Consider the following 17321-nt stretch of genomic DNA (forward strand, 5'->3'; position numbering starts at 1 on the left):
CGGCCTGACCACGACGGTCCAGGCGCCCGGCGTCCGGGGAGGCGGCCGTGGTTGAGGGGGTGCTCGCGGGCGGCGTGCTCGGCCTCGGGCTGTTCCTGCTGGTACGGGCGCTGTTCCCGGCCCGTCCCGGCCTGGTGGCGCGGCTGCTCGCGATCGAGGCCGTGCGGGAGGACACGGGCGCGCCGCGCATCCAGCTCGTGACGGCCGAGGAGGAGGTCAGCGCCTTCCGGCGCGGTCTCGGCGTACGGCTCGCACAGTTGTACGGCGCGCGCGGCTGGGAGGTCCGCTCCACCAAGGCCGATCTGGCGCTGGTGGGGCGGTCGTTCGAGGGCTACCTGGCCACCAAGGCGTTGCTCGCCGCGGCCGGGCTGCTCGCGTTTCCCGTACTGCTCGCGTGGTTGTTCCTCATGGGCTGGGGCGCGTCACTGACGATCCCGTTCTGGGCGGCTCTGGTGATGGCCGCGGTGTTCTTCTTCCTGCCCGACCTCCAGGTCAAGCGGGACGCGGCGGCCAAACGGCGCGACTTCCGGCACGTCGTGGGCGCGTTCCTCGACCTCGTCTCGATGAACCTCGCGGGCGGGCGCGGCGTGCCCGAGGCGCTCATGATGGCGGTCAGCATCAGCGGCGACCAGCCCAACTGGGCCATGTCCCGCATCCGCGACGCGTTGAGCGGCGCCCGGATCGTCGGCATCACCCCGTGGCAGGCGCTCGGCCAGCTCGGCGAGGAGATCAACGTCGACGAGCTGCGCGACCTGTCCGCCGCGCTGGGACTCGTCGCCGACGACGGGGCCAAAGTGCGCGCCTCGCTGACGGCCCGGGCCGCCACGCTGCGCCGCCGCGAACTGGCCGAGATCGAGGGCCGGGCGGGCGAGCGCTCCCAGTCGATGCTCGTGGCGCAGCTCCTGCTCTGCGCCGGGTTCGTCATCTTTCTCAGTTTTCCGGCCGCTATGAAGATGTTGGGGTCCTGATGAACCATCCCTGGATCGTCTACCTGCGCGCGTACCTCGGCGTGCGCATCCACCGCGCCCGCACCGCGCCCAGCCGCGGCGCCTCGGCCGTCGAATGGGTGATCATCACCGCGATCATCGCCGGCGTCGCGCTCGGCCTGGCCACGCTCATCAAGACGCTCGTGGAGCAGAAGCAGAACGACATCCAGACCAGCTTCGGCGGTGGCGGGGACAGCGGCAACCAATGATCGCAGCCTCCCCCCGTCTCCTCCCTCGCCCGCGTTCCCGGGAACGGCCACGGCGTGAGCGTGGCGCCACCGTGATCGAGCTGGCGCTGCTGATGCCGGTCGTGCTCGCCGTCGTCCTGCTCATCGTGCAGGTGGCGCTCTGGTTCCACGGCCGGCAGGTGGCCGAGGCAGCGGCTCGCGAGGGCGCCCGGGTGGCGCGCTCGGCGCCGTTCGACTCGGACGGCTGGGAGACGGCGGCCACGGTGAAGGCCACGGACGTGGTGCACGCCATCGGGCCGCGCCTACTGGCCGGCGCCACGGCCACGACCTCCGAACGCGAACCCGACCAGCGGTGGGTCACCGTGACGGGCAGCGCCGTACAGGTCATACCGCTGCTGCCGCAGCTCACGTTCACGATCACCGCCACGTCGGGCGGACCGGTGGAGTGCTTCCGGCCCGACAACGGGGGCGATGACTGCCAATGACCACGAACGAGGTGAGCGCGCACGGGCGCGGCAGGCGTGGGCGGGGAGAGCGCGGGTCGATGGCGGTGGAGACCGTCCTGCTCGCGCCGGTCTTCCTGCTTTTCCTCATGTTCCTGGCCGGGGCCGGGCGGGTGGTGGAGGCGCAGGGTGAGGTCAACGGCGCCGCCCGCGACGCGGCCCGCGCCGCCTCCGTTCAGCGTGATCTCGACGCGGCGGGCCAGGCGGCCGAGCAGGCCACCACCGCCGCGCTCCAGGGCAGCTGCGGGAAGCCGTCGGTCTCCCTCGGCAAGTCCGATTTCCGGGCTGGGGGCCAGGCCACGGCCGAGGTCACGTGCGAGCTCGACCTCGGGTTCCTCGGCTTCGGAGCGACCCACGACATGACGGGGACCGCGGTGGTCCCGCTGGAGCAGCTCAGGAGAGTGGAGTGAGCGCGCGTCACCCCGGCCCGGGGTCGCGCGTCCGCCCGTCGCCGCGCATCCGCCCGTGGCCGCGTATCCGCCCGTGGCCGCGCGGGATGAGACGGTGCCGGGAGCGTGGGTCCATGTCGGTGTTCACCGTGCTGTTCTCCGTGGTGGTGTTCATGCTGGCGGGACTGCTGGTCGACGGCGGCGCGGCCATCAACGCTCGGCTCCGGGCCGCCGACATCGCCGAGCAGGCCGCCCGCGCCGGCGCCGACAAGATCGACATCGACCACCTGCGCGAGACCGGCGAGACCAGGCTGCTCGACCAGGGTGAGGTCTGCGCCCGCGCCCAGGAGCTGATCACCGCGCAGGGTGACGACGGGGTGGGCGCCGCCTCCTGCGAGGTGGGCGGGGACCAGGCCGTGGTGACGGTCGGGGTGAACGTCGCCTGGCAGGCGTTCTTCCTCGGCGCGCTCGGGTTCCAGGGCGGCGAGATGCGAGGGGAGGCGTCGGCCGGCCCCGAGGCGAGATGAGCCAGACCGATTCCCGTCAGTTGATGGATGTGGGGGCGATGAGCACCCACGCTGGATGTGAGAAAGGAGAGGCGATGCCGACGCCAGAGCCACCCCCACCGCCAAGGCGCGAGCCCTCCGGCGACCGGCCACGCCTCCCCGGCCGGCCGGTCCCGCCGGTTCCGCCTGCTTCCTCCGGTTCGTCGGGTGCCCCGGGTTCCTCGGGTTCGCAGGTAGCACCCGGTTCGCAGGTCGCGCCTGGCTCGCCGGCCCCGCCGGATCGCTCCATTCCGCCGGTCCCGCCGGATCGCTCAGTCCCGCCGGATCGCTCGGTCCCGCCGGTCCCGCCGGATCGCTCAGTCCCGCCGGATCGCTCGGTCCCGCCGGTCCCGCCGGATCGCTCGGCCCCGCCGGTGCCGCCGGTGCCGCCGAGGCCGCCGGTTTCGTCCGCGAGTGGCCGGCCGGCGGCGGGGCCGTGGCAGGCTCCGCGACCGTCTGTGTTCTCGGGTGACTGGCGTGCCGGGAGTCCTGGTGACGCGCGATCCGGAAAGGACCGTTCCGAACAGGAGCTTTCAGGGGACGACCGGTCTGGCGCGGACGCGGGCGAGCGGGGGCCGAGGGATCCGGCCGCGAGGCAGGCCCGAGGTGCCGACGACGGCGGAGTGCCGCGGCGGTCCGGGGCGGAGCGGGCTGCCGAGGAGGAGCGGCTGCCGCGGTCCGGGCGCGAGCGGGGCCGGGGATCCGTGCGGGAACCGATGCAGGAGTCCGCGCAGGAACGGGTCCGGGGGGCGTGGCAGAGCCGCGGCCGCGAACGCTCCGACGAACGCCGGGGCCGTGAATCCAGACGCGACGGCGGTCGCGAGGATGCGTGGGGCTCCGGACGTGATGCTGGGCACGGACGTGATGGCGGTCGTGCGAGTGCCGGGGACTCCGGGCGTGACGCTGGGCGGCGGCGTGATGGTGGTCGTGCGAGTGCGTGGGACTCACCCCATGAGGCTGGGCGGGGACGTGACGGCGGCCGTGGAGGTGCGTGGGACTCCCAGCATGAGGGTGGTGGACGGGGCGACGCCTGGGCGTCGGGGCCGGAGAGTGGGCGGCGGCGTGGGCGGGAGTCCGGGGCTGGGCCGGAGTTCGGGGCCGGGCGGGAGTTCGGGGCCGGGCGGGAGGGGACGCGGGCGGCTGGTCGGCCGAGTGCTCGGGAGGTCGGGCAGAGGCGTGGGGCCGGGGTAGGGCCTGGGCATGCGCGGGTCGCGGCGCGGCGGGGGCCCGGTGACGTGGTCGCCGGGCTCGGCGCGCTCGTCGTCCTGGTCGGGCTCGTCGGCGGTGTGCCGTACGCGCTGCTGAGGTTCGCCGGACCGCCCATCGCGCCCGAGTTGCTCGACCTCGACCTCCTCACCAGCAGCGTCGGGCCGTCCACGATCGTCGCCGTGCTCCTCCTGCTCGTGTGGCTCGCCTGGTTGCAGCTCGTGACCTGCGTCATGGTCGAGGTGTACGCGGGGGTGCGCAGGGTCGGCATGCCCGCCCGCGTCCCGTTCTCCGGCGGCACCCAGGCGCTGGCCAACCGGCTCGTCTCGGCGGTGCTGCTGCTGTTCACCGCCGGGGCCGTGGCCGTGCCGATCGCGCGCCTCGGCATGACTCCGCCTGCCGCGCCGGTGGTGGCGGCCGTCGCCTTCACCGTGCCCGTCGCGGAGCAGCCGGCCGAGACGCCGCACACGGTCCAGCACCGGGCGAAGAAGGTGTACGTGGTGCAGCCGCCGCACGGCCGCCACCACGAGAGCCTGTGGGAGATCGCCGAGAAGTGCCTCGGCGACGGCCGCCGCTACCCCGAGATCTTCGAGCTGAACCAGCACAAGGAGCAGCCCGACGGCGCCCGCCTGCGCATGGCCGACCTGATCAGGCCCGGCTGGGTCCTCGACATGCCCGACGACGCGCGCCACGCCCACGTCGTCCCCGCCGAGCAGGCGCGGGCGCAGACCCTGCGCGAGCACCCCGGCCGGGCGTCGGTCACGACGGGCCGCGTCGCCGACGAGGTCCGCCAGGAGGCCAGGCGGCAGAGCCCCGAGCACCACTCCCCCGAGCACCACTCCCCCGAGCAGCGAACCCCGCATCAGCAGGGCGCCGAGCGGCAGGGCGCAGAGCGGCTGGAGGAGCAGGGGCAGGGGCTGGATCTCGTCGACTACCTGGCCGGGGCCTCGCTGGCCGCCGCGGGCCTGCTGGCGCTGCTCGGCCGGCGGCGCCGCGAGCAGCTGTGGCGGCGCGCGTTCGGCCGCCGGATCGCCCGCCCGCGTGGCGACGCCGCCAGCGCCGAGGTCGCGCTGCGGATCGGCGCCGACGCCCCCGGCACGCGCCTGCTCGACATCGGCCTGCGGGTGCTGGGCGCCGAGCTCGCCGCGCAGGGCCGCACGCCGCCGACCGTGTACGCGGCTCACCTGTCGGCGCGCACCCTCGACCTGTGGATCCACCCGCCGGACGGCGACGCGCCCGCACCCTGGACCGTGCAGGACGGCGGCCAGGTGTGGCGGCTCCCGGCCCACGAGGGCCGCCTGCTGGCCGAGCGCTGGGACGCCGCCGGTGAGGGCGGAGGCCCCGGCGGAGCGCCGTACCCGGGGCTGGTGTCGCTCGGCACCGACGCGGGCGGCCGGGTACTCGTGGACCTGGAGGCCGCCCAGGGCCTGATCAACATCCGTGGCCCGCAGACCACCGCCGCGCTCGCCGCGCTGGCCGTCGAGCTGGCCACCAACCGCTGGTCCGACCGCATGAGCATCACGCTGGTCGGGTTCGGCGAGGAGCTGACCGCCATCGCCCCCGAACGGGTGAGGGCGGTGGGCAGCCTGGCCGAGGTGCTGCCGGAGCTGGAGGCGGCCGCCGCGCCGCGCCAGGAGGTGCTGACCGGTCGGATCACGGGCCGGCCGTGCGACGCCCACTACCTGCTGTCCGCCGTCACCCCCACCCAGGAGGAGGCCCGCCGGCTGGCGCTGCTGGCCCGCAACGACACCGCGGGCTACGTGGTGACCGGCGACGTGCCGCACGCCACCTGGACCCTGGAGATCACCTCCGAGGGCAGGGCGCGGATCGCCGAGCTCGGCTTCGAGGTGACCGCCCAGCTCCTGCCGCGCCGCCACTACCAGGCGCTCGTCGACCTGTTCCGTACGGCCGGCCGGTACGACGGCGAGCCGATCGCCGAGGCCGAGCCGCTGGAGGACCTCCGCCCGCCCGAGGTGGAGGTCAGGATGCTCGGCCCGATCGAGATCGTCGGCCTGGACCCGTTGGAGGAGGGCCGGATGGCGCTGGCCGCGGAGATGCTGGTGTACCTGGCCACGCATCCCGGCGGTGTTCACCCGGTCGTCCTCGGGGGTGTGCTGTGGCCGCGCGGCGTGCAGGGCATGGTGCGCGACGCCACGATCGCCCGGGTCGCGGGCTGGCTCGGCCAGGAGCACCTGCGGGTGGACGAGGCGGGCCGGCTGAGCCTCGGCCCGGGGGTGCGCACGGACTGGGCGCTGTTCCGGGAGCTGGTGCGCCGGTCGCACCGGGATCCGGCGGCGCGGGCCGTGCTGCTCGAACGGGCACTGGGGCTGGTTCGCGGGCCGCTGCTGAGCGGGCGGCCGTCCGGCCGGTACGCGTGGCTGGCGGCCGACGACCTGGAGTACGACGTCACGGCGGAGGTGGCGGACGCGGCCCACCGGCTGTGCGAGCTGCGGCTCGCGCACGGCGAGCCGGAGTCCGCGGTGGCGGCCGTACGGGCGGCGTTGCTGCTGGCGGCCGACGACGAGGGGCTGTGGCGCGACCTGCTGCGCGCGACGCACGCGACCCGGGACTTCGTCCGGCTGCGCGCGGTGGTCGACGCGCTGACCAGGAGGTCCGGGGCGCACTCCTACACGGGCGGGCTGGCGCCGGAGACCGAGGCGCTGATCGACGAGCTGCTGCCCGCCTGGCGCATCCACGTGGTGAGGAAGTCGACGGCATGAGATCAACGCGAGAAGCCGACGGTGCGTGGGGCTTCGGAAGAGGCCGGTTGTGTGCTGGAGCCGACGTTCGCTTCGGAAGGGGCCGGTGGGATGCGGGAGTTCGCGGGATGCGGCATATGAGGCGGCCCGGGTGGGTTGTGGTGCTGGTGGCCGCCGGGAGCGTGGCGGCGGCCGGGTGTGGTGGGCAGGGTGCGCGGCCGTACACGCCGGGTGGTGCCCCCGCGCCCGCCACGAGCGCGCCGCCGACCGGGACCACGTCCCCGGACGCCACCACGCCGTCCGTCCCGGACGGGAGCACGGAACGGCCGGCGACGGCGAGGTCGGCGATCCCGAAGGGCACCCAGACCGTGCGGATCGGTGACGCGATGCGGGTCCGCATCGAGTGGCCGCCCGACGCCGACCCGCTGGTGCGGCTGGTCGCCGACTACTACGTGGACACCCGGCGGGCCGTGGTCACCGGTGACGACGGCTACCTGGACAACCTGGAGTACGACGCCGTGGGTGTGGCCCGCCGGTGGGTGGACGCGTTCGCCGACCGGGAGCGGAGCCTGCGTGGCGTCGCCCGCGTGTACAACCTGCGGGTCCAGTCCGTCATGGGCAAGGGGGCGCAGGTCAACGCGTGCTTCGACGAGACGGGCGTGCGCCTGGTGCCCACGCGCACCGGCAAGGCGGTCGCCGAGCAGCCCGGCTGGACGCGCGCCCCGTATGTACAGGGCGTGGCCGCGCACCGCTACGACGACGGTACGTGGCGCATCCGGACGTTCGTCGCCGGCGAGGAAGGGTGTAACCGTTGAAGCCGCTGATCTCTCTGCTGGTCGCGAGCCTGATGGTGACCGCCGCAGGTGTCCAGAGCGCAGGCGCCCGGAGTGTGGGTGTCCAGGGTGCGGGTGTCCAGGGCATGAGTGTTCAGGGCAAGCCGCCGAAGGATCTGGGCGGTGTCTCCGCGGAGGCGACCCAGAACAAGAACACCAGCGTCCTGACCCTCAAGGGCTCGCGGATCGTGGTCAGCGGCAACGGCGTCAAGGGCGGCAAGCGTGACGGCTACCGCCTGACCAGCCCCTGCTGGTACGAGCCGGGTCCGACACCGGAGGAGATGCTGAAGCAGCAGGAGAGCTCGCCCGACCACTTCGCCCGGATCAAGGCCGACGAGGAGAGCTTCCTGCGCTTCCTTGAGCAGTTCAAGGACAAGGTCGGCAAGCCGGGCCGCTGGTGGACGCCCGCCTACAGCGAGAACGACCCCAGGGGCATCTCATGCTGGACCGGGCTGGAGATGTTCATCTTCGTGCCGCCGAACACCACGCCGCCCCAGGGCATCACGATCCGCGAATTGACCGACATCGCCCGGGCGGCGCTGACCGTGCCCGAGCCCAAGATCCGGCTGAACCCCGACGCCAAGAGCTTCGTGAACCTGCCGACCTGGGTCTGGCTGGACGACGCCGGCGAGACGAGGCGGACGGCCACGGCGACGCTGCCCGGCATCATGAGCGCGACCGTGGTGGCCACGCTCAAGAGCATCGACATCGACCCGGGCACCGGCGACGACCGGGCGAAGGTGTCGACCGACTGCGGTCCGGCCGGCAAGCCGTACGCGAAGGGCGGCACGTACACCTGCGGGGTGAGCTACCTGCGCGCGTCGATCGACCAGCCGCGCGAGGTGTACCAGCTCACGGTGACGACGGTGTGGCCGGTGGAGGTGGCCGACCCGGGGGTGCAGGTGCAGTACCAGCCCGTACAGATGAGCGCCACCCGAGACGTGCCGGTCGGCGAGGTCCAGAGCAGCGTACGCGACGACGGCACGGGATGAAGCCTCGCGAAAAGGCCGGAAGCGGTCAGGCGATGACGGCGGCCAGGGGGGCCAGCTCGGGCACCTCGGCCGCTTCCGCCAGCACCTCCTTGAGCACGGCGTCGTGCGTGGGCTCGGCGGCGGCGAGCAGCGCGCGGCCCTCGGGCGTCACCTCGGAGTAGATGCCGCGCCGGTCGTCCTCGCACAGGTAGCGGTGGAGCAGGCCGCGGTTCTCCAGGCGGGTGACGAGCCTGGTCGTGGCGCTCTGGCTGAGCACGACCGCGCGGGCGAGCTGCTGCATGCGCATGTGCCAGCCGTCCTGCCTGCCGAGCGCGTCGAGCACGGTGTACTCGCTCACGCTCAGCTCGTGCTCCTTCTGCAGGGCTCTCTCCAGCCTGTCCTCGATCCGCGCGTGCAGCGCGGCGAGCCGGCGCCAGCCCTGGGCGCGGGCCTCCGCGGCGTCGTCGGGCAGCGGCATGTGACACCTCTCCAGACATCGTTGTATGGTGAGTTAGTCGGCGTGTGCAAATAATGTCTACGCTTACTAACGTCGTCTGAGGAGTATTCTATGCCTCTCGCCCTGTTCGCCCTCGCGATCAGCGCCTTCGGCATCGGCACCACGGAGTTCATCATCAACGGGCTGCTGCCCGACCTGGCGAAGGACTTCGGCGTCACGATCCCCACCGCCGGGCTGCTCGTCTCGGGGTACGCCCTGGGCGTGGCGGTCGGCGGGCCGCCCCTGACCATGCTGGGCGGGCGGCTGCCGCGCAAGACCATGCTGCTGGCCCTGATGGTGCTGTTCATCGCCGGAAACCTGCTCTCGGCGCTCGCGCCCTCGTACGGCGTGCTCATGATCGGCCGCGTGCTGGCCGCCTTCGCGCACGGCGCCTACTTCGGCGTCGGCTCCGTGGTGGCCGCGGACCTCGTCGCGCCGCAGAAGCGGGCCAGCGCCATCGCGCTCATGTTCACCGGCCTGACCCTGGCCAACGTGGCCGGCGTGCCGCTCGGCACCTGGATCGGCCAGGGCTTCGGCTGGCGCGCCACGTTCTGGCTGGTCGTCGCGATCGGCGTGGCCGGGCTCGCCGGCGTGCTGGCCCTGGTGCCGCGCCGGCCGCGCCCGGAGGGCGGCGTGCTGCGGGAGCTGGCCACGTTCCGCTCGGGCGGCGTGTGGCTGGCGCTGGCGATGACCGTGTTCGGGTTCGCGCCGGTGTTCGCCGTCATCACCTTCGTGGCGCCCATGATGACCGGTGTGGGCGGGTTCTCCACCGGGGCCGTGCCCGTGGTGATGGCGCTGTTCGGCGTGGGGCTCGTCGTGGGCAACCTCGTCGGCGGCCGGCTCGCCGACCGGGCGGTCATGCCGGCCATCTACGGCTCGGTCGCGCTGCTCACGGTGCTGGCCGTGGCGCTCGCGCTGGTCGCGCGGAACCAGATCGCCTTCATGGTGGTGATCACGCTGTTCGGCCTGGCGGGGTTCGCCACGGTGCCGCCGCTGCAGACCCGCGTGCTGGACGCCGCGGCGGGCGCGCCCACGCTGGCCTCGGCCGCCAACATCGGCGCCTTCAACGTGGGCAACGCCATCGGCTCGTTCGCGGCCGGCCTCACGATCGAGGCCGGACTCGGGTACGTGGCTCCCGCCTGGACCGCCGCGCTGCTCGGGGTCGCCGGGCTGGCGGTGGCGGGCCTGGCGGGATTCCACGCCCTGCGCACGCGCGATCAGGCGGGCCGGCTGGTGGACTCGTGCGTCAGCAGCCACTCCTTGACCGGCACGCCGTAGAGGTAGCCGCCGTAGCCGCCGGTGCTGGGCAGCACCCGGTGGCACGGCACGAACGGCGCGATGAGGTTCTGCGAGCAGGCCGAGCCCGCCGCGCGCGCCGCCGTCCTCGGCAGCCCCGCCCGCTCGGCCAGCTCCGCGTACGACACGGTGGTGCCCGCCCGGACCTCACGAAGCGCCTGGTGGAGGCGCTTGCGGGTCTCGCTGCCCGGCTGCTGGACCGGGATCGCGTCCAGCGCGTCGAGGTCGCCGTCGAAGTAGTCGCGGACCGCCTGGGCCACCGGGCCCAGGTCGGCGGCGACGGACATGCCCTCGGCCCGCAGCTCCGGCGACAGCCGGGCGAACAGCTCGCCGGGCTCGCCGGTGAACCCGCCCGCGATCAGCACGCCCTGCCGTACGAGCAGGGAGAGAGGGGCGATCGGGGTGGGCAGGACCATTGCGTCGATCATGATGAGCTCCAGAGATGCAGGGCGGCGTAGGCCCGCCAGGGCCGCCACCGCTCGATGTGGTCGTCGGTGATGCCCAGGGCGGCCATGCGCTTGGTGAGCACCAGGTCGCCGGTGGGCCACGCGTCGGGGTCGCGGAGCGCCCGCAACGCGATGTAGCTGGCGGTCCACGGGCCGATGCCGGGGACGTCGAGCAGCGCCTCGACGGCCTCGGCGGGCTCCTGACCGCCGTCGAGGTCGAGCCGGCCGTCCGCCACCCGCGCGGCCAGCTCCTTGAGGGTGAGGACGCGGCGTCCGGTCAGCCCGAGCTGCTGGAGGTCGGCCTCCAGCAGCTGCTCGGGCGAGGGGAACAGCAGCGCCGGCGTCGTGGTGTCCGCGCCCGCGGCCGGCCGGCCCGCGCGGGCGACGATCCGGCCCAGCAGGGTGCGGGCGCCCGCGACGGAGATCTGCTGCCCCACGACGGCCCGCACCGCCAGCTCGAACCCGTCGAACGTCCCCGGCACCCGCAGCCCCGGCCGCGCCTCCACCAGGGGACGCAGCGAGGTCTGCCCGAGCGCCTCGGCGATCGCGCCGGGGTCCGCGTCGAGGTCCAGCAGACGGCGGCAGCGGGCCACGAGCCGGGCGAGCTGCCGGGTGTCGTCCACCGCCACGTCCAGGGCGATGTGCCCCGGCAGCGGGGTGAGCGTGATGACGCCCCCGGGCACGGCCCGGCTGTAGGAGGCGGTGGTCGCCACTTCCAGCCCCGGGATCGCGCGGGCGGCGAGGAAGGCGAAGACACCCTCCACGTCGTACGGCTCGCGCCGGTGCAGCCGCAGCCGCAACGGCGCCCCCACCCGGGGAGTCCGTGCCCCGGCGGCCCGCGCCGGACCGCCGGCCGTGGCGCGCAGCTCGCTCGGCGTGAAGCCGTACGTCTCCCGCATGGCGGCGTTGAACTGCCGCACGCTGCCGAACCCGGCGGCGAACCCCACGTCCGTGACCGGCAGGGCCGTCTCCGTGAGGAGCTGCTTGGCCAGCAGCAGCCGCTTGGTCCTGGCCACGGCGAGGGGCCCCACGCCCAGCTCGGCGACGAACAACCGGTGCAGGTGGCGCTCGGTGATGTGCAGCCGCCCCGCCAGCCCGGCGACGCCGCGCTCGTCGGCCGCCCCGTCGTCGATCAGGCGCAGCGCCCGCCCGACGAGGTCGCCGCGCACGTCCCAGCCGGGGTCGCCGGGCGACAGCTCGGGCCGGCACCGCTTGCACGGCCGGAAGCCGGCGGCCTCAGCCGAGGCGGCGTGCCGGTAGAAGCGCACGTTCCTGGACGCGGGCGTGCGTGCCGGGCAGATCGGGCGGCAGTAGATGCGGGTGGTCGTCACCGCCGTGTAGAAACGCCCGTCGAACCGGGCGTCCCGAGAGGAGACCGCCCGGTAGCAGGACTCGAAGTCGAGCTCCAGTGGTGACATGCCTCCGACGTTATGCGCTGCCGGAAGGGTGCGACCGGCGGAAATCGGACCTCAGCGTGAAACCGCAGGTCAGCAGGCGGGAAGGGGGAACTGGCGGGAATCGGACCTCGGGGGACCCACGGCTCAGGGCTGCCGGCGCACGGGCGACAGCAGGACCGGCAGCCAGCTCAGCGCCATGAGCACCGCCCCGGCCCAGAGCGACGCCCGCACGCCCCACACCTCGCCCAGCACCCCCGCGAGCAGCCCGCCGAGGCCGACGGCGCCCATGAGGACGAGGCGTATCGTGGCGTTCGCCCGGCCCAGCATCCCGTCCGGGATGATCCGCTGCCGCACGCTGACCAGCAGCACGTTGTTCACCCCCGTGCGGAACATCAGCACGAACCACGCCCCGGCCGCGGCCCACAGCCACGGGCCGCGGTCCAGGAACGGGATCACGAACGCCGGGGGTGCCGTGGCGAGGCCGAGCACCAAGGTCGTCCGCCCGGCGCCGAGGCGGCGGCCGAACAGGTGCGCGGTGGCCGACCCGGCGAGCGTGCCCAGCCCTCCCGCCGCGAGGTACGTCCCGAGCACCCACTCCGGATAACCGAGCTGCCGTACCAGGAGCACGGGCAGCAGCACCGAGAACAGGGGGAAGGCCAGGTTCGCCATGGCCCCCATCACGCACAGCCCGACGAGGACGGGGTTGCCGAGCAGGAAGCGCACCCCTTCGGCGATCTGCCGTCCCACCCCCGAGGCCGTCGCCGGCCGCTCCGCGGGAGCGGGCTCGGGGACGTGGCGCAGCCAGGCGGCCGACCACAGGTGGCTGAGCGCGTCGAGCAGCAGCGCCACCGGCGCCCCCACGGCCTGCGCCAGCACGCCGCCCAGGCTCTTGCCGGTGACGTCCATCCCGGCCTGGGTGCCCACGAGCAGCGAGTTGGCCGCCATCAGCCGGTCCCGTCCGACGAGCCCCGGCAGCACGCTCACGGCCGCCAGGTCGAACACCAGCGTCCCGGCCCCCATCAGCACCGCCACGGCGTAGAGCTGGCCCATGCCGAGCCACCCCCACCACCAGGCGAGCGGCACGGACAGCAGCACGGCCGCCCGCGCGAGATCGGTGGCTACCATCAGGCTCCGCCGCCGTGAGCGGTCGACCCAGACGCCCGCCGGCAGCCCGAGCAGCAGCACCGTGAGCGTGCCAAGCGCGCTGAGCAGCCCGACCTCGCCCGGTCCCGCCCCGAGCGCGGTGACCGCGAGCAGGGGGAGGGCGACCTGGCTGACCTGGCTGCCGAGCCCGCTGACCGCTCCGGCGACGTACAGGCTGCGGAAGCCGCGGTGCCGCAGCAGCGGCGCGTCACCGACCCCGACATCGGCGGGGACGGGGACGGGGACGGAAACGCGGGGGATGGAAGTCATGCCACCGACGATGCTGAAATATCTGCCTATAGGGCTATTGATGAAGCGAGGCGTTAATCCACATGCCCCTCACCCTGGCGTTCACGGCCCAGGACATGGCCAACATCCGCTTCGCCGTCTCACCCCTGGGCGAGGTCGTGGCCAGTGTCCGCGTGGTCAAGGACCCCGCCGCCCACTCCGCCCTGCGCCCCTGGGCCGAGCAGGTACGGCGCCGCCTGGCGGACGTCGACTTCCGCCTGCTGTCCGACCTCGTGCCCGTCCCCACGGTCTCGATCGCCGGCTTCACCTGCACCCCGCCGTCCACCTCGACGCCCGATCTGGAGGTGGAGCTCGCCACGATGCGCGCCGCCGCCGGCCGCGTCCGCGCCGACCTCGACAGCGTGGGCGGCCCCCGCACCGAACGCGTCCAGGCCCTGTACGACGACCCGGACAAGGGGCTGGAACGCCTGGCGGAGGAGGTGGGCGGGTACTGGGAGGCGGCCATCGCCCCGTACTGGCCGAGGATCAGGTCGCTGCTCGACGGCGAGATCCTGCGCCGCGCCAGGGTGCTCGCCGAGGGCGGCGCGGACCGCATGCTGGCCGACCTCGACGACAGCGTCACCTGGGAGGACGGCAGGCTGCACCTGCGGCACCGCTACGTGTCGGGCGTCCGCTCACTGCGCGGGCTGGGGCTGCTGCTGGTGCCGTGCGTGTTCGCCTGGCCGAGGGTCTTCTCCGTCACGACGCCGCCGTACCAGCCGACGGTCCGCTACCCGCCGCGCGGCGTGGCCACGCTGTGGGAGCGCGGCGAGGCGGACACGCCCGCCGCGCTGGCGACGGTGCTCGGCCGCACCCGCGCCCGGCTGCTGGCCGAGCTGGACCAGCCCACCTCCACGCAGGAGCTCGCCCGGCGCCTGGAGCTGGCCGAGCCGGGCGTGAGCCGGCACCTCACGGCACTGCGCGACGCCGGCCTGTGCACGTCGCACCGCACCGGGAGGTACGTCCTGTACGCGCGCACCGCGGTGGCCGAGGCGCTCCTCGGGCACAATCCCTGACCGGCACCTGCGGTGACGGCCGGCGGTCACTTGGACGAGACGCCCACGCCCAGGTCGAACTCCCGGTAGACCCGGGCCCAGAACCCGTCGCGCAGCCACACCCTGGCCTCCGGGAACGGCCGCAGCGAGTGGCCCAGCTCCTTCTCGGCCTCGATCAGCAGCTCCGTGTCGATGACCGTGGGCAGGATCGGGCCGGGAAGCAGGTCGCGGATGTTGTCGCGGCCACGCGTGAGGATCCACTTCTGCGCCACGTGCTCGCCGACGTCCTCCACCCGCGGGCGGCTGGGGCCGAGCTTGGCCACCTGGCCGGGCTTGACCTGCGGCTTGACGGGCGCGCGCCCGGCGAACACCTGCGCGGGCGACGGGGCGGCCACGGGCGGCGCGACCGGCACGGGCTGCGGGGCACGGCTGAAAAAGGGCCTCAGGAAATCAGCGGAGATCACTTCGACGGTGTCGGACTCCCACACCAGCCGCTCGGCCTGGTTGGTCCCGTACGGCGGCTCGACGCCCCACAGGTGGATGCGCACCCCGTACGCCTGGGCGGCCTCCACGGCGGGCACCATGTCCTCGTCCCCGGCCAGCAGTATCGTGTCGGTCACCGCGTGGTGGCGGGCCAGCGCCTCCAGGTCGCTCCTGATCTGCGCGTCGACGCCCTTCTGCTGGCCGCGGGCGTTGAGGTTGCCAAGCCGTACCTTGACCCAGGGCAGCTGGGCGATGACCCGCTGGTCGACGGTGGGCACACGGTCGCGGGCGGCGTCATACCAATAGATCCGCAGCAGCTCACCGGAAATGCGCTCCATCGCATGCTTCTGGAGACTTTGGATCAGCTCATCCGCGGCCACCCGGTATTCTTTGCGTTCCTTCGCCCCCAGCAGGACTTCACCCGCGGCGGCGTACAGGTATCCGACATCCACGAGGACGGCGTACTTGGCCGCCACAGGATGCGGCATGAGGTCTGGGATGGCCATGATGTCCTCCAGGCCGCAGCGTTAGTTGATCGGCCGACTATATACTCCTGCTTTTTTCTAGATAGTCCCAACTCCCTGGGAAGTTGACACCCGTTTCCTGGGATCTCTCTAGGGCAGGGCGCTCATCCGCCAAGCCGCCTTCCCCGGAGAGAGAGGCTTACGCATCCTTCTAGCCGGGTTTCGCCACATTTGTGGAGTGGGAGCGGCGGCCGGTCGCGACGGGGCGGCGCGGGTGGCGAGGACGGCCACGAGCGCGGCGATCTCCTCCGGCGTGGCGTCGCCCCGGACGATCCTGAGGTGCGGCTTCATAGGGGGATGTTCCCATGCTTCTTCGCCGGTAGCGAGGCTCGCTTGTTGCGCAGCGCGCGCAGCGCCCGTACGACCTGGGCCCGGGTCTCCGAGGGCCTGATCACCGCGTCCACGTAACCCCGCTCGGCCGCGATGTACGGGTTGGCCAGCGTGTCCTCGTACTCCGTCACCAGCCGGGCGCGCTCGGCGTCCGGGTCGTCGGCCGCCGCCAGCTCGCGCCGGTACAGGATGTTGACCGCGCCCTGGGCGCCCATCACCGCGATCTGCGCGGTCGGCCAGGCCAGGTTGACGTCCGCGCCCAGGTGCTTGGAGCCCATGACGTCGTACGCCCCGCCGTACGCCTTGCGGGTGATCACGGTGACGAGCGGGACGGTGGCCTCGGCGTAGGCGTAGAGGAGCTTCGCCCCGCGCCGGATGATTCCGTTCCATTCCTGATCTGTACCCGGCAGGAATCCCGGAACATCAACAAATGTCAGGATTGGGATATTGAAAGCATCACATGTTCGTATGAAACGGGCAGCCTTCTCGGATGCGTTGATATCAAGACATCCGGCGAAATGCATGGGCTGGTTGGCGACCACGCCCACCGACTGCCCGTCCAGCCGGCCGTACCCGACCACGATGTTGGGCGCGAACAGCGCGTGGACCTCCAGGAACTCACCGTCGTCGAGCACCCGTTCGATCACCTGGTGCATGTCGTACGGCTGGTTCGACGAGTCCGGGATCAGCCCGTCCAGCTCCGGATCGGGCTCCAGGTCGGCCGCCGGCTCGTAGGCCGGCGCCTCGTCCAGATTGTTGGAGGGCAGGTAGGACAGCAGCTCCTTGACGTACTCCAGCGCGTCGTTCTCGTCGCCGGCCTGGTAGTGCGCCACGCCCGACTTGGTGTTGTGCGTGTGCGCCCCGCCCAGCTCCTCGAACGTGACCTCCTCGCCCGTCACCGTCTTGATCACGTCCGGCCCGGTGATGAACATCTGCGAGGTCTGGTCCACCATGACGACGAAGTCCGTCAGCGCGGGCGAGTACACGTGACCGCCCGCCGCGGCGCCCATGATGAGCGAGATCTGCGGGATCACGCCCGACGCGTGCACGTTGCGCTTGAAGATCTCCGCGTACAGGCCGAGCGCGACCACGCCCTCCTGGATGCGCGCGCCGCCGCCCTCGTTGATGCCGACGATCGGGCAGCCCGTCTTCAGCGCCATGTCCAGCACCTTGACGATCTTCTCGCCGTACACCTCGCCGAGCGAGCCGCCGAACACCGTCACGTCCTGCGAGAACACGCAGACCTGCCGCCCGTCCACGGTGCCGTGGCCGGTGATCACGCCGTCGCCGTACGGCCTGCGCCGCTCCAGCCCGAACATCGTCGACCGGTGCCGGGCGAACGCGTCGAACTCCACGAACGAGCCCTCGTCCAGCAGCGCCAGCACCCGTTCACGGGCCGTCATCTTGCCCCGGGCGTGCTGCTTCTCCACCGCCGCGGCCGAGCCGGCGTGGACCGCCTCGTCCAGCCGCCGCTCCAGGTCCGCGATCTTCCCGCCCGTGGTGTGGATGTCCGTGGGGTGGACGTCCGTGGCGTGGGTCTCCGGCTTTTCTGGTATGGCGTCCGCTGTCATGCGCGCAAGGGTAATCCCTCCTCCTAGAGTGG

The 17321-nt window shown here is 73.1% G+C and carries 17 protein-coding genes; 10 read left to right on the top strand and 7 right to left on the bottom strand.

The window, feature by feature from the left end; all coding sequences use genetic code 11:
- Positions 1–47 precede the first annotated feature (47 nt).
- The 8 genes from AB0H64_RS24255 to AB0H64_RS24290 all read left to right on the top strand — a co-directional run bounded on the left by AB0H64_RS24255 (position 48) and on the right by AB0H64_RS24290 (position 8341).
- Positions 48–968, top strand: a complete 921-nt coding sequence (locus AB0H64_RS24255; protein ID WP_357628394.1) for a type II secretion system protein — start codon at positions 48–50, stop codon at positions 966–968.
- Complete coding sequence (locus tag AB0H64_RS24260; RefSeq protein ID WP_357628396.1) at positions 968–1195, top strand: hypothetical protein; 228 nt, start codon at positions 968–970, stop codon at positions 1193–1195. The genes AB0H64_RS24255 and AB0H64_RS24260 overlap by 1 nt, the downstream gene beginning before the upstream one ends.
- A gap of 71 nt (positions 1196–1266) precedes the next feature.
- Positions 1267–1659, top strand: coding sequence for a TadE/TadG family type IV pilus assembly protein (locus AB0H64_RS24265; protein ID WP_357628398.1), 393 nt, complete (start codon positions 1267–1269; stop codon positions 1657–1659).
- Positions 1656–2087: a TadE family protein gene (locus AB0H64_RS24270; RefSeq protein ID WP_357628400.1), complete on the top strand. Its 432-nt coding sequence runs from the start codon at positions 1656–1658 to the stop codon at positions 2085–2087. Before AB0H64_RS24265 ends, AB0H64_RS24270 begins: the two co-directional genes overlap by 4 nt.
- Before the next feature lie 113 nt (positions 2088–2200).
- Positions 2201–2593, top strand: a complete 393-nt coding sequence (locus AB0H64_RS24275; RefSeq protein WP_357628402.1) for a flp pilus-assembly TadE/G-like family protein — start codon at positions 2201–2203, stop codon at positions 2591–2593.
- A 1253-nt stretch (positions 2594–3846) separates the two neighbouring features.
- Positions 3847–6537 carry a BTAD domain-containing putative transcriptional regulator gene (locus tag AB0H64_RS24280; RefSeq protein ID WP_357628404.1) on the top strand — a complete coding sequence of 897 codons (2691 nt, stop codon included), beginning with the start codon at positions 3847–3849 and terminating at the stop codon, positions 6535–6537.
- A gap of 116 nt (positions 6538–6653) precedes the next feature.
- Positions 6654–7331 (top strand): hypothetical protein, encoded by a 678-nt coding sequence (locus AB0H64_RS24285; RefSeq protein WP_357628406.1) that lies wholly within the window; start codon positions 6654–6656, stop codon positions 7329–7331.
- 104 nt (positions 7332–7435) lie between these two features.
- Positions 7436–8341, top strand: a complete 906-nt coding sequence (locus AB0H64_RS24290) for a hypothetical protein (protein WP_357628409.1) — start codon at positions 7436–7438, stop codon at positions 8339–8341.
- A gap of 25 nt (positions 8342–8366) precedes the next feature.
- Here the strand turns inward: AB0H64_RS24290 and AB0H64_RS24295 are convergent, their stop codons facing one another.
- Complete coding sequence (locus tag AB0H64_RS24295) at positions 8367–8798, bottom strand: MarR family transcriptional regulator (RefSeq protein WP_310708253.1); 432 nt, start codon at positions 8796–8798, stop codon at positions 8367–8369.
- A 90-nt stretch (positions 8799–8888) separates the two neighbouring features.
- On the opposite strand from AB0H64_RS24295, the gene AB0H64_RS24300 reads away from it, so the two are divergent.
- Positions 8889–10094 carry an MFS transporter gene (locus AB0H64_RS24300; protein ID WP_357628413.1) on the top strand — a complete coding sequence of 402 codons (1206 nt, stop codon included), beginning with the start codon at positions 8889–8891 and terminating at the stop codon, positions 10092–10094.
- Here the strand turns inward: AB0H64_RS24300 and AB0H64_RS24305 are convergent.
- The 3 genes from AB0H64_RS24305 to AB0H64_RS24315 form a co-directional block, all read right to left on the bottom strand.
- Positions 10034–10540 (bottom strand): methylated-DNA--[protein]-cysteine S-methyltransferase, encoded by a 507-nt coding sequence (locus tag AB0H64_RS24305; protein WP_357628415.1) that lies wholly within the window; start codon positions 10538–10540, stop codon positions 10034–10036. The genes AB0H64_RS24300 and AB0H64_RS24305 overlap by 61 nt on opposite strands.
- Positions 10537–11976 carry a DNA-3-methyladenine glycosylase 2 family protein gene (locus AB0H64_RS24310; protein WP_357628418.1) on the bottom strand — a complete coding sequence of 480 codons (1440 nt, stop codon included), beginning with the start codon at positions 11974–11976 and terminating at the stop codon, positions 10537–10539. Before AB0H64_RS24310 ends, AB0H64_RS24305 begins: the two co-directional genes overlap by 4 nt.
- A gap of 123 nt (positions 11977–12099) precedes the next feature.
- Entirely contained in the window at positions 12100–13368 is a 1269-nt protein-coding gene (locus tag AB0H64_RS24315; protein ID WP_357628420.1) for an MFS transporter, read from the bottom strand.
- Between the two features lie 62 nt (positions 13369–13430).
- Here AB0H64_RS24315 and AB0H64_RS24320 point away from each other — a divergent pair, with 62 nt between their 5' ends.
- A complete protein-coding gene (locus AB0H64_RS24320; protein ID WP_357628421.1) occupies positions 13431–14402 on the top strand; it encodes a DUF5937 family protein in 972 nt (323 codons plus the stop codon).
- Positions 14403–14428: 26 nt separating this feature from the next.
- On the opposite strand, the gene AB0H64_RS24325 is transcribed toward AB0H64_RS24320, so the two are convergent.
- From AB0H64_RS24325 to AB0H64_RS24335, 3 genes are all read right to left on the bottom strand, one after another.
- Positions 14429–15370 carry an NYN domain-containing protein gene (locus AB0H64_RS24325; protein WP_355440072.1) on the bottom strand — a complete coding sequence of 314 codons (942 nt, stop codon included), beginning with the start codon at positions 15368–15370 and terminating at the stop codon, positions 14429–14431.
- 108 nt (positions 15371–15478) lie between these two features.
- A complete protein-coding gene (locus AB0H64_RS24330; RefSeq protein ID WP_357628424.1) occupies positions 15479–15679 on the bottom strand; it encodes an acyl-CoA carboxylase subunit epsilon in 201 nt (66 codons plus the stop codon).
- Positions 15676–17289, bottom strand: a complete 1614-nt coding sequence (locus AB0H64_RS24335) for an acyl-CoA carboxylase subunit beta (RefSeq protein ID WP_357628426.1) — start codon at positions 17287–17289, stop codon at positions 15676–15678. Before AB0H64_RS24335 ends, AB0H64_RS24330 begins: the two co-directional genes overlap by 4 nt.
- Positions 17290–17321 lie beyond the last annotated feature (32 nt).

The sequence above is a fragment of the Nonomuraea sp. NPDC050733 genome (assembly GCF_040654215.1).
Lineage (GTDB): Bacteria > Actinomycetota > Actinomycetes > Streptosporangiales > Streptosporangiaceae > Nonomuraea.